This is a genomic window from uncultured Caldilinea sp. (assembly GCF_937128415.1).
Classification (GTDB): domain Bacteria; phylum Chloroflexota; class Anaerolineae; order Caldilineales; family Caldilineaceae; genus Caldilinea.
This window is the reverse complement of record NZ_CAKZMJ010000065.1, coordinates 160,001-182,965: the sequence shown is the minus strand read 5'-3', so window position 1 is coordinate 182,965 and position 22,965 is coordinate 160,001. Positions and strand designations below refer to the sequence as shown.

Genomic DNA, 22,965 nt, shown 5'->3' with positions numbered 1-22,965 from the left:
TACGCTAATTCTCATCCCCATACCTCAGGACATTGGAAGCGAGCGCCCCTTGCTTTAACTGCGCGTCTGTTACATTTTATCGTCGGTGGATTTGACAGCCTGCGGATTGGAAGTGGTTTTCGACAGGAGCATGCAACGTGAACGACGCCCCTGAGATGGCGCCTTACGCCCGTCATGTGTTTATTTGCACCGGCGTTTATTGCGACCCGCTCGGCAAGGCGGAGCGGCTGTACCATCTTCTTGGCCAATATTTGGGCGAGTTAGGAGAATATGACAATCCGGCGCGTGTGAAGCGCGGCCTCACCCCCTGCCTGGGCGTCTGTTATAACGGCCCACTGCTGGTCGTGTATCCAGAGGGCGTCTGGTATCACAGCGTGGATGAGGCGCTGCTGCGCCGCATCGTGGATGAGCATTTGCGCAACGGGCGGTCGGTTGAGGAATACATCTTTCATCGGCTCTGCGGCGATTGCACGCAAGCGCAAGGGTGAGAGAACTACGGCGCTTCTCGTTGTCCTCTTTTTTGCATTTGTTGCGCTTCTTCCAGCGCATTTGCTATAGCCTGCTCCAGCGCAAATGCGTCGCTGCCGGACGGTTCTCTTTTCAGCCAGAGCAGAAACTCCACGTTGCCCGCCGGCCCGAGCACAGGGGATGCGATCAGCCCTGCCGGATGAAGGCCGAGGCTTTGCGCCGTTGCGCTGATTTGGTGCAGGACGCGACGATGCACCTCGATGTTGCGCACGACGCCTCCTTTGCCTACGTCGTCGACGCCTGCTTCAAACTGGGGTTTGACCAGGGCAATGATCTGCGCGTTGGGCTTGAGCAAGCGTAGGACAGCCGGCAGCACCAGCGTCAGGCTGATGAAACTGGCGTCGATCACGGCGAGGTCCGCCAGGGCGCCGTCGGGCAGCGCCTCCAGATGGCGAACGTTGGTGCGATCCATTACAATGACGCGCGGGTCTGTGCGTAGCTTCCAGGCCAGTTGACCGTAGCCGACGTCGACGGCGTAGACGCGCGCCGCTCCACGTTGCAGCAGGCAATCGGTGAAGCCGCCTGTGCTGGCGCCTACATCGATGGCGACGCAACCGGCCACGGGGACGGTGAAGGCGTCCAGCGCAGCAGCCAGTTTGAAGCCGCCCCGGCTGACGTAGGGCAGCGGCCTGCGCACGGTGATTGCGGCGTCAAGCGGCACGGCGCGGCCCGGTTTGTCCTGGCGCTTGCCGTCGACTTCGACCTCTCCCGCCATAATCAGGCGTTGCGCCTGCTCTCGGCTTTCAGCAAGCCCGCGCAACACCATCAGGCGATCCAGCCGTTCTTTTTTCGTCCCTTGCGCATTCATCTGCAGATGCTCACGATTTTAGCATTGCTCGCAATTCCGGTAACATGGGACGGTCAAAGCAATTTTTGGTTCGTTTTTGGTTGAGGAAGCGATTGACATGTCTTCGACCTCTTCGACGCCGTCGACGACTTTGAGCAGCGCACGGAACAATTGGGGCGGGCTGGTGCGCACGATGCGACCGCGCCAGTGGATCAAAAGCTTGATCGTCTACGCTGCGCTTGTCTTCGACGGCAAACTGTTCATCCCGGAACTTTTCCTGAAGACGACGCTGGTCTTCGCAGCCTTTTGTCTGCTCTCCAGCAGTGTCTATATCCTCAACGATTGGATGGACATGGAGCAAGATCGCCAGCACCCGCGCAAACGCTTTCGCCCGCTGGCGAGCGGTCAGTTGAATCCTCGCCTGGCAGTGGGCGCCGCCGGGTTGCTGGCCCTGGTCGCCGTTGCGCTTGCCTTTTGGGTGGAAGTTTGGGCCGGCGTCCTCCTGCTGCTCTATCTGGCGCAGAACATCGCCTATAGCGTCTGGCTCAAGCACGTGGTGATCATCGATGTAATGGTGCTGGCGGCCGGCTTCCTTTTGCGCGTGCTGGCCGGCGTGGTGGTGGTGCAAGTGCAGAATTTCAGCCCGTGGCTTTACGTCTGCGTGACGCTGCTGGCGCTTTTCCTGGGCTTCGGCAAACGTCGGCAGGAGCTGGTCCTGTTGGAAGGCGAAGCGTCCAACCATCGTGCGATTCTGTCAGAGTACAACCTGCCCCTGCTCGATCAGTTGATCGCCGTCGTGGTGACCGCCACGTTCGTCGCCTACACTTTTTACAGCTTCGACGCGACGACGGCGCTGGCGCATTCCAAGATGCTTTTGACCGTTCCCTTTGTCTTTTACATGCTGGCGCGCTATCTGTATCTGGTGCACGTCAAGGGCTTGGGCGGTGCACCCGACGAGCTGTTGGTCGAAGATCGTCCGCTCCTGATCAACAGCATCCTGTGGGCGCTCGCGGTGATTATCCTGATCTATCTCTGGAAATAGAGCGCCAGCCTCACGGAGAGAGAAGGGCGAGAGAGCGCTGTCGCATTGCCCTTCTCCCTCCTGCTCATTCTTCCTGGATGAATTGCGCCCAGGCGCCTTCCATGCCGTCGTCGGTGACGCCGTAAAAGACGCGGATTTTGTCGCCCTCGCGCAGCGCCAGGTCATAGCGCGCTTTGCCCGCGCGGCGCTCCATGCGAATGAAGCCAAGGTTGCCGCGCCATTCGATCCTGGACGGATCCACCGGCTTATCTTCCGCCTGCTGAATCGCATAACTCCACAGCTTGCGCGCGCCTTTGCGGGTGACTTTTTTGATGACGTGGCCGTTGCGCAAGTCTCGAATTGTGTAAAAGCGATGGCCGTTGCGCTCCTCGCTTTCGACGATTTCGACGCCGACCTGGGGCAGATAGAAAGTGGTGTCTTCGCCGGGCGTCGGCGTTTGCTGTGGAGGCGTCTGCGCGCCGTTCACCTGAGCTGCTGGCAAAGACGCCGGCGAGCGGACGGTTGCCCCGCTCTTACGCTCTCGTTGCGGCTGGCGTCCTTCTTTCTCGGCAGGCTTGGCGCTTGCAGCTTTCGCCGGCGACGCCACCGGCTCTTCCTGCTCTGGTTCGAATCCCAGCCCTTCGCGCACCAGCGCCACAATTTCATCGCGCACCGCCAGGCTGGTCTCCGCCTCGTCGCGCACGTAGAATTTGTTGTCATCGAGCGCATAGGGGATGTCCGGGCCTTTCGCCACCTGCACCCGCAAGACGCGCGCGCTTCCGCTCTGCACGATGTCGCATTTCACTTCCAACCGGGGGGTGATGCGCGCATCGACGGCCTTGCGAATTTCTTGCTCCACCTGCTCTGGGTTGCTGACGCCGCGGATTTTTTCTTTGCCCGGTTTGGCGCCGATGTAAATCACGCCCCCTGCGGTGTTGGCGAAGGCGCAGATGTCGGCCAGGATGGCGTCGAACTTTCCGCCCCGTTGCGCGGCGGATTCATGGAAACTCTGCACCAGCGTCGGTCCTTCCTGGCGCACCACATCGAGCGGATCGAACGGCTTGTCCGCCGGTTGAGCGGGGCGCACGCGGTCAAAATGTTTGGAGCGCAACAAGGCGGCCAGCGCCTCGAACGTCGGCTCTTCCAGCAGCACCTCGGTGGCGCGATCGCCGACGCCAAGCCGTTTGGGGTTGCGAGGATCGGCTGTCAATCGATGGGCGTCGCTCCCTTGGATGCAATGCATCCGTCGCGGATATTCGGCCTTGCTGCCGTTGAAAAAGCGGGCGGTGGAGCGGCCCAGGCGATCCAGATCGGTGACTTCCAGCGCATCCAGGTTCGGGTCCTGCGTGTACGCAATCTTGGTCTGACCGCCGAAGGGGAAGTTGCGCATCGCCACGCCGTGCGTGCTGTTGGCGTGGGCTGCGATCACCAGGCCTCCCGCCTCGCGGATGATGCGATAGGCGGTCAGCACATCGGTGGTGGCGCCCGTCTCGGTGCTGCCTTCGTCGAGCTTGCTGGCCGGAACCTTCAGCGTCAACAAAATGTGCTCCAGTTGGCGCACCGATGTTTCGGGCGGGAAAATGCCCAAAATATGAAAGCCAAAGGTGGCTGTAAATTCAAAACCGGGCAAAACCAACACCTGATTGGCCAGCTCGCGCCATGTGCGCAGACGCTCCTGTTCTTGAGGAGTCAAGCGTCCCTGCGCTTCCAACTGCGTCAGCCAGTCCAGCTCGCGACGAATTGCGCTGATGCCCGCCACCGTGTTGTGGTCTGTGATCGCCACGATGTCCAATCCTCGCTCGACCACCGTCTGCATCCACTGCAGGTAGCTCACGCCTGGCTCTTCGTAGTCGCGCGAGGCGGGGGTGTGCAAGTGCAGATCGATCTTGTACCACTTTCGTTGTGGCTTGGCGCTTGGCAGCGTCTGCAAACCGCTGCTATTTGATTTTTTCTTTCGACTCACAGAATCAACTTGTCTCCAGTCATCTCGAACAAATATCCTTTGCAAAATAAGAGTTACGCAGTTGAACCCGGCAATCGATAAAGCGGACCGGGCCAATCGGCGACGATAACGGTAGGCGCTGCTCGTAGCGGCGCTGCCTCGGCTCATCCACGATCTTGTGGTCTGTCGAAGATGTGCGGCTCGCAGCCGCACCTACCGGAAAACCGTCGTTGTTTCGTAGGCGCTGCTCGTAGCAGCGCTTCCTCGGCTCATCCACGATCTTGTGGTCTGTCGAAGATGTGCGGCTGCGAGCCGCCCCTACCGGAAAACCGTCGTTGTTTCGTAGGCGCTGCTCGTAGCGGCGCTTCCTCGGCTCATCCACGATCTGGTGGCCTGTCGAAGATGTGCGGCTCGCAGCCGCACCTACCGGAAAACCGTCGTTGTTTCGTAGGCGCTGCTCGTAGCAGCGCTTCCTCGGCTCATCCACGATCTGGTGGTCTGTCGAGTGCGGCTGCGAGCCGCACCTACGGATTGCCAGAACCCTGTGTTGCAACCCATCAAGTTTCCTGAAGATCGCATTCTACGAGCAGATGTTCTCTAACTGCGTAACTTCTATTCTTTACTTTTCATAAAACAATTTTACCATAAAACAACGCCGCGTCGAATTTCAACCCGGTGGGCGCATATGCCTTCGCAAAAGTTTCTTCGATGCGAACCGGGAGCGATGACAACGGCGCTGTATAGGCGTCCAGTTGCGTTGATGGGTGCGACCTGCTGTGAACGCCGCCCACAGCCGATCGGTTGGCCAAGCGCATAGAAAGATTGTACGACCAGGTGGTTGTCACATCACGACCGATGGTCTTACGTCGCGCGGTTGCCGACGCCGCACTTTGTGCGAATCGCCGCCGATCGGGGCAATCTCCCGTTGCCCGTCGTTGACCGCGCGCGCCTCTTCCGAAGAGAGCAACGCGGCGGCGAGCACCTCGTCGACGGTGTCCACCAGGATGAACTTCATCTGTTTGCGCACGACTTCGGGCAGCTCGTCCAGGTCGGAGTCGTTGCGCCGCGGCAGGATGACGGTGTCCAAACCATAGCGGGCCGCCGCCAGCACCTTCTCTTTCACGCCGCCGACAGGCAGCACCTTCCCGCGCAGCGTGATCTCGCCGGTCATGCCCAACTTGGGGCGCACCGGTCGGTTGGTGAGCAGGCTGGCGAGCGCCGTGGCCATGGTGATGCCAGCGCTGGGCCCGTCTTTGGGGATGGCGCCTTCTGGGATATGCAGGTGGATGTCGCTGTGCGTGAAGAAGTCCGGGTCGATGCCCAGGCTCTCCGCCCGCGAACGCACGTAGCTGAGCGCGGCCTGGGCGCTCTCCTTCATCACGTCGCCGAGCTGACCGGTGAGGATGTAGCCTTTGGCGCCGGGCATGCGCGTCGCTTCAAAAAAGGTGATGTCTCCGCCGGCTTCCGTCCACACCAGCCCGATGGCGACGCCCGGATTTTCCAGCCGCTCGTCGATCTCCTCGTCAAAATAGCGCCGCTTCCCCAGGTAGGTGGCCACGTCCTTCGCCTTGATCGTGCGCCCCCGCTTGATCTCGCCCGCCGCAACGCCGGCTGCAATCTTGCGACACACCTTGCCGATCTGGCGCTCCAGATTACGCACGCCCGCCTCGCGCGTATAGCCCTGGATGATTTCGCGCAGTGCATCGTCGGTGAATTTCACCTCGCTGGGGCGCAGCCCGTTCTCTTTGATCTGCCGGGGAACGAGGTATCCTTTGGCGATGTTGACTTTTTCCTCCTCGGTGTAGCTGCTCAACTGGATGATCTCCATGCGGTCGCGCAGCGCCGGCGGAATGGTGTCGAGCACGTTAGCGGTGGTGATGAAGAGCACCTGGCTCAGGTCAAAGGCCACATCGAGGTAGTGATCGCGGAATTCGCGGTTCTGCTCAGGGTCCAACACCTCCAATAAGGCGCTGCTGGGATCGCCGCGGAAATCGCGTCCCAGTTTATCCACCTCATCCAGCATAAAGACCGGGTTGCGGCTTTCGACGCGGCGCAGGCTCTGGATGATGCGTCCGGGCATGGCGCCGATGTAGGTGCGCCGGAAGCCTCGGATGTCCGCTTCATCGCGCACGCCGCCGAGCGCCAGCCGCACGAACTTGCGATTCATGGCGCGGGCAATGCTCAACCCCAGGCTGGTCTTGCCGACGCCAGGCGGGCCGACGAAGCAGAGCACCAACCCTTCCCGCTCGCGCCGAATCTTGTCGCGCAGATCCTCCGGCTCCTCCTTGCGGTTGCGACGGCGCTCGGCGCGCAGCTTGCGCACCGCCAGAAATTCAAGGATGCGTTCTTTGATTTCGGTCAGGCCGTAGTGATCCTCGTCGAGCACTTTGCGCGCGTGGTTGATGTCCAGGTTGTCCACCGTTGCGTTGCGCCAGGGCAGGCTGACGAGGAGGTCTAGATACGTTTTGATGACGCTGTACTCGGCGGCCTGGATCGGCATTCTGCGCATGCGCGCCAGCTCATGCAGCGCCTCCCGCTCCGCCTCTTCGCTCATGCCGGCGGCGGCGATGCGCTCTTCCAGCTCGCGGATGTCGGCGGTCTGCTCGTCCTCCTCTCCCAGCTCTTTCTGGATGGCGCGCATCTGCTCGCGCAGGAAGAATTCGCGCTGCATCCGCTCCATTTCGCCCTGGGCTTCGGACTGAATTTTGCGTCCAAGTTCGAGGACTTCGATCTCTTTTTTGAGCAGTTGAATCAGGCGCAGCAATTTGTCGCGCACCCGATCCATTTCGAGAATGGCCTGTGCGTCTTCAATCTTTAGCCGCATGCTGCTGGCGACCAGATAGGCGAGCTGACGCGCATCGTCGACGTTGATCGACATGATGGTCAGCTCATCGGGCATCTGGGGCTCCAGCTCGATCAGCCTGCGAAACAGTTCCTGCACGGCGCGCATCAACGCCTCCATCTCTAGGCCTTCCTCGATAGATTCGGGCATGATTTCGATGCGGGCGCGCAGATAGGGTTTCTCTTGGGTGAATTCCAACAGGCGGATGCGCTCCAGCCCTTGCACCAGGAGGCGCATCGTGCCATCCGGCGTCTTCAGCACGCGATGAACCTGCGCCGCCGTGCCGATGCGATAGACTTCATCTGGCGCAGGTTCGTCAATTTCCTCATCTTTGCTGGTGACAAGGGCAATGATGCGATTGCTGGGCAGTGTATCTTCAACCAGCCGAAGGCTGCGCTCCTGACCGATCGGCAGCGGCAACCACATCATCGGGTAAACCACCACCCCCCGCAGGGGCAGCACCGGCAACTCGTCTGAAATGAGCGGCTCCGGATGTTGTTCTATCGGCGAGTTCTGCTCCCGGAACTCTTCTGACTCATAGATCACCTCGTCCTCGCCGCTTTCCCAGTCGTCCATTTCAAAGTCGATCGATTCGTAATTCATTCTTCCCTGGTTATATTTGTATGATTGCATATGCGCGCAGATTTGTCTGCGCGCCAAGCGTCCTTGGGTTTAAATAAACTCATTGTATCATGATAAAACAAGAGAAGATAGTCGCATAGAATCCTGTTCCGAAAAATAGCTTTTGACGCAAAGCCGTGGGGAGCAGGGCGCCTCTGCACGGCAAATTGAAAGGACATGGCAATGAACACAGCCGAGATGAAGACTATCGAGTTTCTGGATGCGCTGGCCGCCGGCCAACCTACGCCGGGCGGAGGAGGCGCGGCGGCGTTGACAGGCGGCATGGCGGCCGCGCTGCTCAGCATGGTGATTCACTTCACCATCGGCAAAAAGAAATACGCCGACGTCGAGGCGGAAATGCAAGAGTATCTGGCGCGCACCGAGACGCTGCGCCGAGAGCTGTTGGCTGCGGTTGACGCCGACGCCGCCGCCTTCGACGCCGTCGCCGCCACCTATGCCCTGCCCAAGGAGACTGAAGAGCAGAAAGCGGCGCGCACCGCCGCCATGCAGGAGGCGCTCAAACACGCGGCAGAGGTTCCCTTTGCTGTGGCGGAGAAGTGTCTGGCGCTGCTTCAGCTCGCCGCTCCCATCGGTGCGAAGGGCAACAGCAACGTCGTCAGCGACGCGGCGACGGCGCTCTATCTGGCCTTCGCTGCGCTCAAGAGCGCGCTGGTCAACGTCAACGTCAATCTCAAGTTCATCAAAGACGCCGCCTTTGTGGAGGCGTGGAGCGCCAAAGTCGCCGGCCTTCTTGCCGAGGCGGACGACGCCTACGCCCAAGCAAAGCAGGCGATCGAAACGACGCTGGAGGTGGCGCTATGAGCGCTCGGCTGCTCGACGGTCGCACACTTTCCCGACAGATTCGCGATGGTTTGAAGGAGGATTTCGCTGCGTTTCGGGCGCGCACCGGCGTCTCGCCGACGCTGGCGGTGCTCTACATCGGCGAAGACGAGGCCAGCGCCGGCTACGCGCGCGCCATCCAAAAGACATGCGACGGCGTCGGCGCCGACTTTCGCAAGGTGGAGCTGCCCTACTCCACGCAGCAGGCCGAGGCCGAGGAGGCTTTGCGCGAGCTGAACACTTCGCCCGATGTGCATGGGATCATGATCCTGGAGCCGGTCCCCGAGCACATCGATCATCACGCCCTGGTGGACTTGCTCAACCCGGCCAAGGACGTAGACGGCGTGCACCCGCTCAACGCCGGCCGTCTGGCCGCCGACCGCCCCCCTTATTTTATTCCGGCCACGCCGGCGGGGGGCATCCGCCTGCTGGAGGAAGCGGGCGTCGCTTTCAAGGGCAAAGAGGCGGTCGTGGTGGGGCGTAGCGACATCGTCGGCAAGCCGATGGCGATGCTGTTGCTCCATCGCCACTGCACCGTCACCCTGGCGCACAGCCGCACCGTCGATCTGCCGTCGGTCTGTCGCCGCGCCGACATTCTCTGCCTCGCCGTAGGCCGGCCGGAGATGGTCAAGGCGGATTGGATCAAACCGGGCGCCGTTGTTGTCGATTTCGGCACCACCTACACCGACGACGGGCTGAAAGGCGACTGCGATCAGGCCGGCGTCGCCGAGGTGGCCGGCATGTTGACGCCTGTGCCGGGCGGCACCGGCCCGATGACGAACGTGATGTTGATGGAGAATCTCCTGCGCGCCGCCGAGCGCGCCGTCAGCGGCTGAATCTCCGTGCACGAAATTCCTTCATCGGTCCGTCCATCGCCGTCTTCTTCCAGACGAGCGATGGACAACGCCTTCTCAAATCCCGCCGATCGCCGCTCCGCCGGATGGGAGCACTTGCTTGCGCTTGCGCTCTATGCGGCCGCCACCCTGGCGTTCACCTGGCCGCTGGCGCTGCATCTGACGACCGCTATCCCCGGCGACGGTTTCGATGGCTGGCAGAACTACTGGAACCTGTGGTGGCTCAAGCAGGCGCTGGTCGAGCGCGTCACCAATCCGCTTTTCACCGACCTGCTCTATCATCCAACCGGAGTCTCGCTCTACTTTCACACGCTCAACCCCTTCAACGGGGTTGCGACGTTGCCGGTGCAGCTTGCCTTTGGACTGATTCCGACCTATAACGCCGTGGTGTTGATCAGTTGGGTGCTTGGCGGCTACGGCATGTTCTTGTTGGTCCGGTGGATGATTGGGCAGAGGGCGCAAGGGAGGAGGGACGAATTTCCACCGCAGAGGCGCAGAGACGCAGAGGCGCCCCAGGAAAAAACGGCGCTGCGCATGGCCGGTTTTGCGGCGCCCTTTGCCGCAGGCCTGATCTATACGCTGTCGCCCTTTCACATGGCGCACTTGCTCGGCCATATGCAGGTGATGAGCTTGCAATGGATGCCTTTCTACATCCTGGCGCTGTTGCGCAGCTTTCGCCTGGCGCAGGCGGGACGTCCCTGGCTGCAGGCGGCGCTGTGGGCCGGCTTCTTTCTGATCCTCACCGGGCTGTGCGACTGGTATTTTGTGCTTTATCTCTTTCTCTTTACGGCGGTCGCTGCGCTGTGGCATTGGCTGGCGCCGCCAGGACGTCCCTCTGTGCGGCGGTTGTTCGTTGCGCTGGCGCCGCCGGTTGTCGCCGGCCTGCTCTTTGCGCTGGGGTTGAGCTTCTGGCTGATCCCGATGATGGTCGAGGCTTTGCAGTTTCGCTTCATGGTGCGCCCATCCTCCGATCTCTATATCCTCAGCGCCAGCGTGATGGATTTTTTGATCCCCAATCGACTGCATACGCTCTTCCGTCCGGAGAGCTTCGCTTGGCCCGGGAATCAGATTGCGCCGGTCAGTGAACGCACGATCGCCATCGGCTATACGGCGTTGGCGCTGGCTGCGGCGGCATTGGCTCTGAGGGTGCGCAAGGCGGCCTTTTGGGGCGTGATGGCGCTCTTTTTCTTTGCGCTGGCACTGGGGCCGCAGATTCATCTGGGCGACATCACGTGGGAAACGATTCCTGAAGCCGCCTTGCAGGGTGAGGAGCTGACGAGCTGGACGCTCTACGGCGTGCTGAATCAATGGATTCCCTTCATGCGCATCAGCCGCAGCGTGAGCCGCTTCGCCGTGATGGTGCAGCTCTGCGTTGCAGTGCTTGCCGGTTTGGGGCTATGGCGACTGTTGAGCCGAATGCGAAATCGGACTTTCCGGTGCGGCGTGGGTTCGTTGCTCATCGCCGCCGTACTCTTTGAATACTGGGTGGCGCCCTATCCGCTCAGTCCACCCGACACGCCGCCCTGGTATCATGCCCTCGCCGCCGATCCGGACCCGCGCGCGGTGCTCAACCTGCCGATGAATTACGACCGCCCCGGCTATCTGCTCTATCAGACGGTGCACAACAAGCCGCTCACCGTCGCCTACATCAGCCGCGACGACCCGCGCACGTTGACCGAGCGCACGCCGGTGCTGCAGCACTTCCGCCACCTTGGCCCCGACATCATCGAGGTTGACCCGACCGCAGTGGCGCAAACGGTGTTCACCGATCTGGAGATCGGCGCCGTGGTGCTGGACCGCTACAAAATGCCGGGCGGCAAGGAACGCGCCTACACCGAGGCGCTGGCGGCGGCTATCTTCGAGGGGCAGGCGCCTGTCTATGAGGACGAGCGCATCACGGCCTACAAAGTCTCGCCGGCCATCCATCCGACCCCTTACCTGATGCTCGGCGCACTCGACTGGGGTGCGCTGCAGGAGGAGGGTGCGGTCCGGTTTCGCACTTTGCAGGGCCCCCGCGCCGAGATCCTCGTGCAACATCCGCCGCCCGTAGGGGGGGTGACGCTTCGCTACCGCAGCCGCGCGACGACGACACTTGCGGTCGTCGTCGCTGGCGACGCTACGATGTTGGCTGCGGACACAGGGACGGCGGGCGAAGTGCGCGTCGATCTGGCGGAGGCGCTGCGCATCGCCCTTGCGCGCGGTCTGCCAACCCATCCGCTGACGCTGCGGATTCAGACTGATGGAGCGGCGCCGGTGCAGGTGGTGGGGATTGCGTTGGAGGAGAGGCGCGCAGATTGAGGATCAGCCATTCCCGACGCGCAACAGCCGCCACTCCCCGAACCTGTCCAGCAGCGCGCAAATGCGGTCGTGGCGCGTCTGCAGGCGGGCGTCGACGACCGGCGCCTCGCCGATCAACTCGTCGATCATCTGGTCTGACGGACAATAGATTTCGACGCGGGCGGTGGCGGGATCGGCGCCGCTCTCCTCGAGGCGGCTGAGAATGGCGCGCACGGCTTTCTCCAGGGTGTCGTAAAGCGCCTGGGCGGGCGTCGGCTGGCCGGCGAAACGCGCCTGAACCGTCTGCAGCGCCTCGCCTGGCCAACGCAAGAGGTACTCGGCGCTGGCAGCCTCGCCGCTCTTCAGCGTCAGGCCGCGCAGCACAACCGTGATCGGCTGCTCCGGCGCCTGCCCTGGCAAGGGCTGCATCTGGTGAGGAGCGAACTCAATGGATGTGCGTGTGGGCGCGCCGAGCACGGCGTGGCCGCGAATGACCGGCTCTTTCTCAGGCAACCGTTCCGGCTGCATCTGCGCTCTCGTGGAGAAGGACGAAGAGGGATTGGGAGATGCAGAGGTGCGCCTGTTTTGCAATGCGCTGCGAAATTGGGCAAGGCCAACCGCCCCCAACGCCGGCGCCACCAGGAGGCGACGCCGGTCGGTGTGCAGTGCGTCGGGCTGCAGCAACCCGCTGACCGATAGCCTGCGCATCAGCGCGCGGCGCTGCGCAGGCGACAACCGACGGATCGCCTCGACGATCTCCTCGATGGAGGCCGCTCCAGGATTGGAAGTGCGCATAGTCAGCGAATCGCTTCCACCTGTCGTTTCTGGCGCTGTTCGGCACGCGCCTTTTCCCAAAGAAAGTGCAGGTTGTTGAGGTGGAACTGTTGCACCAATCCGCCCAGCGGAATGCGACTATGGCCGAACTGTTCAATGTCGTAGGCTGCCAGATCGTGCTTGGTGGCTCCTTCGGCCATCAGCCGTTGAACCAGCTCCTGAATTTCATTCAGATAGCGCACGGCTGCATCGATGCTGCTGGTGACCTCTCCTCGCAGCAAAATGTCGCCGTGGCCCTGGACGATGCACTCCAGGTTGAAGTCATGCAGGTTGAGCAGGGAGCGTTTGTACGCCTCGATGTCGGAGAAGGGCGTGGCGATCACCGGCACCGGCATCATCAGATCGCTGGCGAAAAGCACTTTGTCCTCGCGTACGTGAACGACGCAGGTGTCCGGGCTTGGCCCTGGGCTGTGCACGAGATGAATGGTTTTGCCGCCCAACCGGATGATCATCCCTTCGCTAAAGACGAGTTTCGGGAAGCGAATCGAGACCTGACGCAGCTCCGGCGTGTGCTCCTTGGCCTCCTCCAGCGCCCGCACGCCATATTCTTTTAACATTTGCAGACAGGTCTCGTGCGCGATCAGCTCCGCCTCTGGGAAAAGATAAGAGCCATAGACATGATCGGCGTGGCTGATGGTGTTGATCACATATTTGATGCCCTGTGGGCAGACGCGTCGCGCAAACTCAATGATCTGGCGCGTCTCCGAGGGAAAGGGCAGTGTGTCGATAAGCACGCCGCCTTCGGGCGTGACGACCAGACCTGCATTCACTTCCAGATATAACCGACTCGTGAAGACCCAGGTGTCGTCGGCGACGCGTGTGCGAATGATGTTCACAGGCTCCCACCTTCTGAGTCAACAATTTCCTACGCTGAATCATTCCGCTGTCCTTACAAAAATATTTTCATACTATAGCATGGAGTCCTTCTCTCGTCAAAAGAATTGACATAAAATATTTTCATTCTCAAAAATAAACGCCACCCCTTCCAGGGTGGCGTTGATGGCTATGAACTCCGCGGAGCCGTGTGACCCAGTGGGTACGAACCTGCATACGCAGGTGGGTGCTGACTGGGCGCTTCCGTCTTGCCGGTCGGCTAACACTTCCACGCCTCTTGGTCATGCTCCCTTTTGTGAGGTGTTGGCTCGCCCCGTGTGCTGGATCATCACGCGAACCGCAGAGTCAACTATAGTATACCACGAGCGGCGGCGGAGGCAAAAAGGCCTTTTTCGCCTGAACAAGGTGCTTTCTCTCCCTTGCACTGCGGGCTGGTGTCCAGCGGCCAGACGGAGCCTGACGCGATAGGCTGCATCGGCGACCCGGCGTGCACCGGAGATAACGGAGAACTTATCCTCCACTTCGCCTGCCGGACGTTCTCATCGCTTCGGCGGGAGCACGGCGATATGCAGCTCGGCCAGCTGCTCTTCACTCACCGGGCAGGGGGATTCGAGCATCAGATCGACGCCGGCCGAAGTCTTCGGGAAGGCGATCACATCGCGGATGCTGGCAGCCTCGGCGAAGAGCGCCGCCATGCGGTCGATGCCGAGCGCGATCCCGCCATGGGGCGGCGCGCCGTATTGGAAGGCCTCCAGCAAGTGGCCGAACTGGCTCTCCATTTGCTCCCGGCTCAGCCCCAGCCTGGCGAAGAGGCGGTCTTGCAGGTCGCTGCGATGGATGCGGATGCTGCCGCCGCCGATCTCCCAGCCGTTCAATACGACGTCGTAGGCCTTGGCGAGGACGCTGCCCGGGTCGCTTTCCAGTTTGTCCCAGTCTTCGTCGCGTGCGCTGGTGAAGGGATGGTGCACGGCCTGCCACCGCTGCTCTTCCTCGTTGTACTCCAACAGGGGGAAATCCACAACCCAGCAGTAGGCCAGCAGATTGGGGTCAATCAAGCCGGCGCGGCGGCCGATTTCCAGGCGCAAATTGGCGAGGCTCTGGTTGACGACTGCGGCCTGATCCGCCACGATCAAAATCAAGTCTCCGACCTGGGCGCCGCTGCGTGCGATGATCGTCTGGAGCTCTTGAGCAGAAAGGAATTTCGCCGCCTGGCTGCGCAGGCTCGTCGGCGCATAATTCCCCGCCGCGTCCGGCGCTTCGGCCACGCCGATCCACGCCAGACCTTTGGCGCCGTAATGCTTGACGAAATCGGTCAATTCATCGATCTCGCGGCGGGAGAGCGCGTTGCCGCCCGGGTAGACGACGCCTTTCACGGCGCCGCCGGCCTCGACGGCGTTTTTGAAGACGCCAAACGCGCTGGCGCCGGCCAGATCGGTGATGTTGAACAAGGGTTGTCCAAAGCGGAGGTCAGGACGGTCGATGCCGTAGCGCTCCATGGCCTCCGCGTAGGAGATGACCGGGAAGGGCGTCTGCAGGATGCGTTTGTGGGGCAGCAGGGCGCGGCTCAGCTCGATCAACATCTCCTCGATGATGGCGCGCACGTCGGCGGCGTCGACAAAGCTCATTTCCAGGTCGAGCTGCGTGAATTCAGGCTGGCGGTCGGCGCGCAAGTCTTCGTCGCGGAAGCAGCGTGCAATTTGAAAATAGCGTTCGATCCCCGCCACCATCAGCAGTTGTTTGAGCTGCTGGGGACTTTGCGGCAGGGCGTAGAATTTCCCCGGCTGCAGACGACTCGGCACGATGAAATCTCGAGCGCCTTCCGGCGTGCTCTTGAGCAGGATCGGGGTCTCGATCTCCAGAAATTCTCGATTGGAGAAAAACTCGCGAATAAAGCGGACCATCCGATGACGTAGCACAAGGTTCTGCGTCATGCGCGGTCGGCGCAGGTCGAGATAGCGATATTTCAGACGCAGCGTTTCATCCACATCGTCTGCGGCGCCGGCGATCAGGAAGGGGGGCGTCTTGGCGCTGTTGAGGATCGTCACCTCTTCGGCCAGCACTTCGATGTCGCCTGTGCTGAGGTTAGGGTTGCGCAGCCCTTCAGGGCGCGCCGCCACCCGTCCTTTGACCTGAAGCACATATTCGCTGCGCGCTTGCGTCGCCGTCCGATGGGCGAGAGGCGCCTGTTCGGAGTCGATGGTCACCTGGGTGATGCCGAAGCGGTCGCGCAGGTCGATAAAAATCAACCCGCCATGGTCGCGGCGGCGATTGACCCAGCCCGCCAGCGTGACGATCCTGCCCACATGACCGAGATGAAGTTCGCCGCAGGTATGTGTTTTCAACATAACCCGATCCCTGTTTGTGTGCTTTTGGTATGAGCGCTTGTACTACGATTCATTGCAATTCAGCAGTTTTATTGCAGACAATCAGAGGCTCATTGTATCTTTCCCTTGCAAGGCGGTCAATTTGGTCGGGCGAGGATTCCACTTCCAGAAAGTAAAGTGAAGCCAATTGGGAGCTGGTTTCCTCGCTGCAATTCATGTATACTGCTGCACACCGTGCTACAAAGGCGCTTCCAGAAGATGCAAGGGCGGAAGAGCGCCTTGCCTTTGTTCAAGTGCGAAAGCGAGCAGGGAGAGCAACGACATGGTCGAGAGAGCAACGCGCACGCCAATGTCCAGCGTAGACAAAGCCTGGTTTGAGATGGACAGCGCCACGAACCTCATGATCATCAACGGACTCATGTGGTTCGACGGCAAGATCGACTATGAACTTTTCACCGAAATTTTAGAGCGTCGCTTCATCCGGCGCTATGAGCGGTTTCGGCAGCGCGTCGTCGCCGGCGCGGATGGCCGCCTTTACTGGGAGACCGACCTCCACTTCGATCTGCGCGGCCATGTGCGGCGCATCGCTCTGCCGGAGCCGCGCACGCCAGAATGCCTGCAGGCGTTGATCAGCAGCATGATCAATGAACCGCTCGACCGTCGCAAACCGCTCTGGCGCTTCTTTCTCGTCGAAGATGTCGACGGCGGCTCGGTGCTTTTTGGCCGCATCCACCATTGCATCGGCGACGGGATCGCGTTGATCCGCGTGCTGCTCGACATGACCTCCGACACCCTGGAGGATTCGATGCGCATCGACATCGGCGTCGAGCGCACGCGTCCGCGCAAATCGTTGAGCCCGGCGGAGGCAATGGCGCACAGGGCGCGCGCGCTGGCGCGCCGCTCGATCGACGTCGGCAAAACGCTGGTCGGTCAGGCGTTGTTGGCGATCGAGGATCCCAAACATCCGCTGGAAGTTGCTCGTTCCTTGGGGCTGATCTCCGCCGCCGGCGCGGCCATCCTGACCAAGCTTCTTATTTTGCCTCCCGACCGCAAGACCGTCTTCAAAGGCGAGCTCGGCGCAATCAAGCGCGTCGTCTGGTCGCGTCCTCTCGACCTGATGCGCATCAAAGCGATCGGTCGCGCGTTCGACGCTACAATCAACGACGTGCTCGTCTCTGCAGTGGCGGGGGCGCTGCGCGATTATATGCTTCAGGTTGGAGACAACCCCGACGCCGGCGATATCAACGCCATGGTGCCGGTCAACCTGCGCCCTCTTGAACAAGCGACCGAACTGGGCAATCGCTTTGCGTTGGTCTATTTGCCGTTGCCGATCAGCCTGTCCGACCCTGTGGCGCGACTGCGAGCCGCCAAACATCGCATGGATGTCCTCAAACAGTCGCCCGAACCGTTTCTGGTCTATCAGATTCTCGGCCTTATCGGCGGCTTGCCGGGCGATGTGGCCAAGCAGGCGACGTTATGGTTTTCGTCGAAAGCGTCCGCGGTGCTGACCAATGTTCCCGGCCCTCGCCAGCAGATCTATTTTGCCGGTCAACCCTTGCGCAAGCTGATGTTTTGGGTGCCTCAGGCGGGAGAGATCAGCATGGGGATCAGCATCATCAGTTATAATGGCGAGGTGATGTTGGGGCTTATGGTCGATGAAAAGTTGGTCCCCGAGCCGCGCGCCATTATGGAGCACTTTGAACGCCAATTTGAGCTGCTGGCGCAACGGGTGAATGACAAGACGGCGCATCGCGACGTCGCTTCGATTCCGATCGTGGTGGAGAAGCCGGATGATTCAGATGCACAGGGCGAGGCCTAGATCGGCGCAATGCAGCATGTCGCATCTCGGTCAAACGACGTTATGCGCTGGCTAGAGTTTCTCTCGCCAATCGGACTGATGACGCGCCGTGGACGCGCCGCCTTCTCGCTGCGTTGTCGTCTTTTCCCTATCCTCTGGGGTCTCGTCCTGGCGATCACGATGGCGCCCTGTTCTGTTTTTGCGCAAACGATGAGCGCGCCCCCTGTGCAGCCGACCGTGGAGTCGCCGATCCAGCCCTCCCCCACAGAGCCACAGACGGCGGAGGAGACGGCCCCCAGAATGGAGCCGACCTTCACCCCAGACTGGGCGCTGACGGCGCTGCAGACCTCGCCGTTGCACATCGCCCCCGGCGACGAAGCGTTCCATACAGGTCTTGCGCAATGGTGGCTGTTGGTCGTCGCGCTGATGGTGCTCGCCGGCGCCTTCATCATGGAGAAAGCGCGGCGCAACGACAGGTCTTGAGAACGGCTGGCTGGGTTGAAGCGACTGCAATGGTCGCCGCTCCAACAATCGCCTCGCCCTTGGGCAACCCTGGCGCTATCGCCCCTCTTTTTTTCTATTTCTATAAAACTTGATTTGCAAATTGTGCGCTGCAATTTGATCCGAAACGAGGTTGCGCGCTACAATATACTTTATGCCTTTGACCTTGCATGCTGCGTGGCTTCCGCTACGGGAGCCCTGGTTTGACGGAAATCTATTTCTTTGGGCGGAGTCGCTCGAATTTCAAAAACATCCCCGTCCAGAGGCGACGGACGTCCTGAATGGTGGAGCGCCGGTCAGACAACGGGCCTCGAAAATCCCTTCGCACCCGGGGCAACTTGCGATCAACCAGTTGCGCGTTCTCATTGCCGAGGAGCTGCCTCACCTGCCCGTTCAGTCCATGCAGCCGACCAGCGTCAGCGTCTGGCTGCCCAGCCGCGATGGCGCGCCGCTAGCAAGGCGCAGCATTCTTCAGGAGAACGGCGCAGGCCAGAAGATGAACGGTGCGGTTGCGCTCGGCAACTGGCAGGTGACCGGCCTGACGATTGGAGCCTTCGACGCCCTGCGTTTCTTGAGCCAGACGCGGCGCTCCGGCTCCGCAGCTTCGGGCGCAGGGCGAAGCGTCGTCCGCCTGCGCTTCGGCAACGATATTCTGTATTGGAGCAACGCTGCGAAATTTGCGCTCGAGCTGCTCATTGGGCAGCATTACGTTCCGGCGCTGCGTCGCGGCGATGGCGCAGCGTTGTTCGCCATCTGGCAACCGGCCTTGCTGGACGACCGTCTGCGCCGTCGCTTTGCAGCGCTGGTCGAGACGATGCCGGCGGTCTGCCGCGCCTATAATCTGGCGTCCGTCCACGACGCGCCTTCTCCGCATCAGCTGACGGAGCACTTTGTCGCCGCCATGGTGGATGTCGCCGTCCGCACCTGGGGCAACGGCGGCGTGTTCAACGCCGAGACGCCTGTCCTCCAGTGGATCGGGCGACTGCACTCCAAAGAACGGCGTCTCGCATTGCCTCCTCAGCCGACGTTTCAGCTCATCCAGGAGTGGCAGACATGGATCGAGCAGCTGCATGTCACCAGCGATGCAAATTTCCGCATCACCTTCGAGCTGGTGGAGCCCGATCAACCCGGCTATTCGGCGGGCTATACGGGCGCCGTCAACGGCCAGACGCTGGAAGCCGAGGCAGCGCTTGCCGACTGGACGCTGCGCTATTACCTCCAGGCGCGCGACGATCTGCGCCTTTTGATTCCGGCGGAGCAAGTCTGGGCGGCGCACAACGGCATTCTGCGCATCGGCTCTCGCCGCGTGGACCGTCCACAGGAGCGCCTGCTGGCCGGCCTCGGTGCGGCGAGCCGTCTCTTTGCTCCTATCGAACGCAGCCTGCGCTCGCCGCGACCCACGCAGGCGGAGTTGACGCCCGCAGAAGCTCATCAGTTCCTGCGCGAAGCCGCGCCTCTGTTGGAGAATAACGGCTTTGGCGTGCTCACGCCTGAATGGTGGAACACGCGCCAGCGCATGCGGCTTGGGTTGCGGCTTCGCCTTGCGGTGGAAGAGGACGCGCTGTGGCGCAGCGAGGACAACGAGCGCGCTGATCTCCCGGTGGGTCGGGCGCAGCAGATGCCCGTTCGCTTTTCCTGGGAGCTCACGCTGGGCGCCGAACGCATCAGCCAGGCCGATTTTGAAGCGTTGGCCCGGCGCAACGTGCCTCTCCTGAAATTGCATGGCCGCTGGATCGAGCTCGATCCGCGCCAGGTGCAAATGGCCAAGAAGTTTCTTTCCGAACGGCCCGCCTCGGGGCGGATGTCGCTTTTGCAGGCGATTCGGATGGCGCAGGCCTATCTCGATCAGGAAGCTGAAGCGAACGGCAAGTTCGGTTCCTGGATTGAAGCTGAAGTCGATCTCGGCCCAGGCGCGGAAGACGACGCGGCGCTGCCGTTGGAAGCGGTTGACGTCGACGGATGGCTGCAACTCGTCCTCGAGCATTTGCGCACGCAAAAGCAAGTGGTCGAGCTGGCCGAGCCTCCAGGATTTGCGGGCGAGCTGCGGCGCTATCAGCGCCGCGGCGTCGGCTGGCTCGTCTACTTGCGACGCCTGGGGTTGGGCGCCTGTCTGGCCGACGACATGGGGTTGGGCAAAACCGTGCAGGCGATCGCCATGCTTCTTCACGAGCGCACCGACGGTGACTCGCCTTCGCCTCCTGCGCTGTTGGTCTGCCCGACCAGCGTGATCGCCAATTGGCGACGCGAGGTGGAGCGTTTTGCGCCGGGCTTGCGGGTGATGGTGCATCATGGCGGCGGGCGGCTCAGCGGCGCCGAATTTCTGGCGGCGGTCGCGCAAAGCGATCTGGTCATCACCAGCTACGGCACGGTGCGTCGCGACCTCGACCTCTTGCAAAAATGCACCTGGAGCGACCTGATCCTGGACGAGGCGCAGAACATCAAGAACCCAGGCGCCAAACAATCTCAGGCGGTGCGCCAGATCGCCGCCCACAATCGCGTCGCCCTGACCGGCACGCCGGTGGAAAATCATTTGACCGAGCTGTGGAGCGTGCTGGAATTCTTGAACCCCGGCTACTTGGGCAGCCACGAGCAATTTCGTCGCCGCTTTGTCATCCCGGTGGAGCGCTACAACGACGAAGAACGGGCGCAGGAGCTGCGACGGTTGGTGCAGCCTTTCCTGCTGCGCCGTCTGAAATCCGATCCGACGATCATCTCGGATTTGCCCGAGAAGAACGAGATGGTCGTCTATTGTTCCCTCACCGGCGAGCAGGCTGCGCTCTATGAGACCACCGTGCAGGAAGCGCTGGAGAAGCTCGACCGCGCCGACGGCATCCAGCGTCGCGGGTTGGTGCTGGGCCTGTTGACGCGGCTCAAACAGATTTGCAACCACCCGGCGCAATTCTTGAAACAGGAAGGCCCGCTGCGCAATCGCAGCGGCAAACTGGAGCGCCTGACCGAAATGTTGGAAGAAGCGCTCTCCGTCGGCGATCACGCTCTGATCTTCACCCAATTCGTGGAGATGGGAACGCTCTTGCAGCGTCATCTGAGCGAACGCCTGCGCACGGAAGTTCTTTTTCTGCATGGGGGGACGCCGGCGATGCAGCGCAGTCGCATGGTCGAAGCTTTTCAGCGCGACGACGGTCCGCCGATCTTCGTGTTGAGCCTGCGCGCAGGCGGCTTCGGCCTCAACCTGACGCGCGCCAATCACGTCTTCCATTTCGACCGCTGGTGGAACCCGGCGGTGGAAAATCAGGCGACCGACCGCGCCTTTCGCATCGGCCAGCGTCGCAACGTGCAGGTGCACAAATTCGTCGTGGCAGGCACGCTGGAAGAGCGCATCAACGCCATCCTGGAGACCAAACAGTCGCTGGCGGAGACGATCGTGGGCAGCGGCGAGGCGTGGCTCACCGAGCTGAACACCGAAGAATTGCGCGAAATTTTGATGCTGCGACGCGAAACGTTGGACGATTGAGGCGTCCCAAGAAAAGGGAAGAACAACCATGGCTGCGACCGTTCACTCTGCGTCCAATAGCTCATCCATCAACAACGCTTGGTGGTCGCAACGGTGGGCCAAATTTATGCAACAGGTCCATGCCGCCGCCGACCCGACGCTCCTGCGCGGCCTGCGCGTGAAACGCCTGGAAGTTCGCCCCGGTCTCATTCAAGCGCAGGTCGTCGATCGCGACAACGGCGCAATTCAGGTGGAAGTGCGCCTTCCGCTGCTCACCGACGCGCAGTGGGACGCCGTGATCGACGCCCTGGCAGGCCAGGCGATCTTCGCCGCTCAGCTGTTGGCCGGCGTCATCCCTGCAGAAATTGAACAGGTCTTTGTGGAGGCTGGAAGCTGGCTGCTTCCCTCTGACGTCAACGAGATTGAGCAACGGTGCACTCCTGCTCAGGATTCAACGCGCGTTTTGAGCGCCGTCTATCGTCAGTTAGGGGAAATGGTGGCGGAAGACCCCTGGCTGTTGCTGCAGCTGCGCGGCCGCAATCGCCAGCAAGTGCTCGACGCCCTTCAGGAAAGACGCAATCACGCCCTGCAGGAGTTCGGCGTTCCCTCCACCTCTAAGTCTGAAAGCGCCGGCTCATATGATCAGAGCGCCTTTTACATGCCGACCGTCCCAGATCGGGCCCAGGAGGTGAAAAACGCTTTTGCGCTCGAGGCGTCTATCTCCGACTTTTGGGGACGTCGCAAGACATTGGAGGACGTCCACTACCATCTTGTGCGCCCGGCGGCGGAGTTGGCCTTATTGCGTCGGCTCGGTCCGATCTCCTCCGGCGCGGACGGGATGAAAGCCTATCAGCAACTCCAGGAGCTTTATCATCGCGTGACGCTGCGCGCCTGGGAGATGGCTTTCTCGCCGGACGACGATGAATTCAACGCCGGCGAGGGGGATGAAAACGAGGCAGGCGAGTGAACGATCTCCAGGTTTAGAAAATGCTGGGATTCGCCGCGCTTTTCAAGAACTTGTCTTTCCAGAGCGGGCATGATATGATTGCGAAAAAATTGATCCCGATGAAACGATGACGGAGGCCAGGGCCTTCTCCTCCACCGTACAGAGAGCTGCCGGCGGGTGCAAGGCAGTCGGCGCGGGAAGGTCAGCACCTCCTGAGTTTTCGGCAGGAAATGGCCGAACGGCTCCCTCCGTTACAGGGCAATGAGGCGGCGTTGCGCTCTGCGCCGGCCGCGAAATCAGGTGGCACCACGAGTCCCTTCGTCCTGAGTTGACGAAGGGATTTTTTATTCTAAATGGAGTCGGATCGAATCATCAGGAGGAGAGTATGCTTGACATCCGTTGGATGCGAGAAAACCGAGAGGCGTTGGCGGAGGCGATGCGCAAACTCAACGCTGAAGACGCGCCTTGGGAAGAGGCGCTGAATCTAGATCAACGACGACGCCAGTTGTTGGCGCGCGTGGAAGCGTTGCGCGCAGAGCTGAACAGCGGCTCGAAGGAAGTTGGC

General features: G+C 61.4%; 16 protein-coding genes and 1 other RNA gene (1 of these 17 running past the window's edge). 10 read left to right on the top strand and 7 right to left on the bottom strand.

Features of this window, described 5'->3' with window-relative positions:
- Positions 1-155 precede the first annotated feature (155 nt).
- On the top strand, positions 156-488 hold the full coding sequence (locus Q0367_RS10765) for a (2Fe-2S) ferredoxin domain-containing protein (RefSeq protein ID WP_363325856.1): 333 nt from the start codon (positions 156-158) through the stop codon (positions 486-488).
- Positions 489-493: 5 nt separating this feature from the next.
- Here Q0367_RS10765 and Q0367_RS10760 read toward each other — a convergent pair whose 3' ends face one another.
- Complete coding sequence (locus Q0367_RS10760; RefSeq protein WP_298982187.1) at positions 494-1,336, bottom strand: TlyA family RNA methyltransferase; 843 nt, start codon at positions 1,334-1,336, stop codon at positions 494-496.
- A 97-nt stretch (positions 1,337-1,433) separates the two neighbouring features.
- On the opposite strand from Q0367_RS10760, the gene Q0367_RS10755 reads away from it, so the two are divergent.
- Entirely contained in the window at positions 1,434-2,357 is a 924-nt protein-coding gene (locus Q0367_RS10755) for a decaprenyl-phosphate phosphoribosyltransferase (RefSeq protein ID WP_298982183.1), read from the top strand.
- A 64-nt stretch (positions 2,358-2,421) separates the two neighbouring features.
- On the opposite strand, the gene Q0367_RS10750 is transcribed toward Q0367_RS10755, so the two are convergent.
- Together Q0367_RS10750 and lon are read right to left on the bottom strand one after the other, a co-directional pair.
- Entirely contained in the window at positions 2,422-4,266 is a 1,845-nt protein-coding gene (locus Q0367_RS10750) for an RNA-binding domain-containing protein (RefSeq protein WP_298982182.1), read from the bottom strand.
- Between the two features lie 853 nt (positions 4,267-5,119).
- Complete coding sequence (gene lon, locus Q0367_RS10745) at positions 5,120-7,696, bottom strand: endopeptidase La (protein ID WP_363325855.1); 2,577 nt, start codon at positions 7,694-7,696, stop codon at positions 5,120-5,122.
- 228 nt (positions 7,697-7,924) lie between these two features.
- On the opposite strand from lon, the gene Q0367_RS10740 reads away from it, so the two are divergent.
- The 3 genes from Q0367_RS10740 to Q0367_RS10730 are packed head-to-tail and all read left to right on the top strand — an operon-like array spanning position 7,925 to position 11,733.
- On the top strand, positions 7,925-8,563 hold the full coding sequence (locus Q0367_RS10740; protein ID WP_298982178.1) for a cyclodeaminase/cyclohydrolase family protein: 639 nt from the start codon (positions 7,925-7,927) through the stop codon (positions 8,561-8,563).
- Entirely contained in the window at positions 8,560-9,417 is an 858-nt protein-coding gene (locus tag Q0367_RS10735) for a bifunctional 5,10-methylenetetrahydrofolate dehydrogenase/5,10-methenyltetrahydrofolate cyclohydrolase (RefSeq protein ID WP_298982176.1), read from the top strand. The genes Q0367_RS10740 and Q0367_RS10735 overlap by 4 nt, the downstream gene beginning before the upstream one ends.
- A 60-nt stretch (positions 9,418-9,477) precedes the next feature.
- A complete protein-coding gene (locus Q0367_RS10730) occupies positions 9,478-11,733 on the top strand; it encodes a hypothetical protein (RefSeq protein ID WP_298982174.1) in 2,256 nt (751 codons plus the stop codon).
- A 3-nt stretch (positions 11,734-11,736) separates the two neighbouring features.
- Here Q0367_RS10730 and Q0367_RS10725 read toward each other — a convergent pair whose 3' ends face one another.
- From Q0367_RS10725 to aspS, 4 genes are all read right to left on the bottom strand, one after another.
- A complete protein-coding gene (locus Q0367_RS10725) occupies positions 11,737-12,507 on the bottom strand; it encodes a hypothetical protein (protein ID WP_298982172.1) in 771 nt (256 codons plus the stop codon).
- A gap of 2 nt (positions 12,508-12,509) precedes the next feature.
- Positions 12,510-13,382, bottom strand: a complete 873-nt coding sequence (locus Q0367_RS10720) for an MBL fold metallo-hydrolase (RefSeq protein WP_297633518.1) — start codon at positions 13,380-13,382, stop codon at positions 12,510-12,512.
- A 169-nt stretch (positions 13,383-13,551) separates the two neighbouring features.
- Positions 13,552-13,729: non-coding RNA, 6S RNA (gene ssrS, locus Q0367_RS10715), on the bottom strand.
- 190 nt (positions 13,730-13,919) lie between these two features.
- Complete coding sequence (gene aspS, locus Q0367_RS10710) at positions 13,920-15,725, bottom strand: aspartate--tRNA ligase (RefSeq protein WP_298982170.1); 1,806 nt, start codon at positions 15,723-15,725, stop codon at positions 13,920-13,922.
- 301 nt (positions 15,726-16,026) lie between these two features.
- On the opposite strand from aspS, the gene Q0367_RS10705 reads away from it, so the two are divergent.
- The 5 genes from Q0367_RS10705 to serS all read left to right on the top strand — a co-directional run.
- A complete protein-coding gene (locus Q0367_RS10705; protein ID WP_298982168.1) occupies positions 16,027-17,523 on the top strand; it encodes a wax ester/triacylglycerol synthase family O-acyltransferase in 1,497 nt (498 codons plus the stop codon).
- 42 nt (positions 17,524-17,565) lie between these two features.
- Positions 17,566-17,985, top strand: a complete 420-nt coding sequence (locus Q0367_RS10700; RefSeq protein ID WP_298982166.1) for a hypothetical protein — start codon at positions 17,566-17,568, stop codon at positions 17,983-17,985.
- 370 nt (positions 17,986-18,355) lie between these two features.
- Positions 18,356-21,475 carry a DEAD/DEAH box helicase gene (locus Q0367_RS10695; protein WP_298982164.1) on the top strand — a complete coding sequence of 1,040 codons (3,120 nt, stop codon included), beginning with the start codon at positions 18,356-18,358 and terminating at the stop codon, positions 21,473-21,475.
- Positions 21,476-21,581: 106 nt separating this feature from the next.
- Positions 21,582-22,421, top strand: a complete 840-nt coding sequence (locus Q0367_RS10690) for a hypothetical protein (RefSeq protein WP_297633528.1) — start codon at positions 21,582-21,584, stop codon at positions 22,419-22,421.
- 364 nt (positions 22,422-22,785) lie between these two features.
- Positions 22,786-22,965, top strand: the start of a protein-coding gene (gene serS, locus Q0367_RS10685; protein WP_297633531.1) for a serine--tRNA ligase. It continues 1,116 nt past the right edge of the window; the window shows 180 of its 1,296 coding nt (coding positions 1-180); its start codon is at positions 22,786-22,788; its stop codon lies off the right edge, out of view.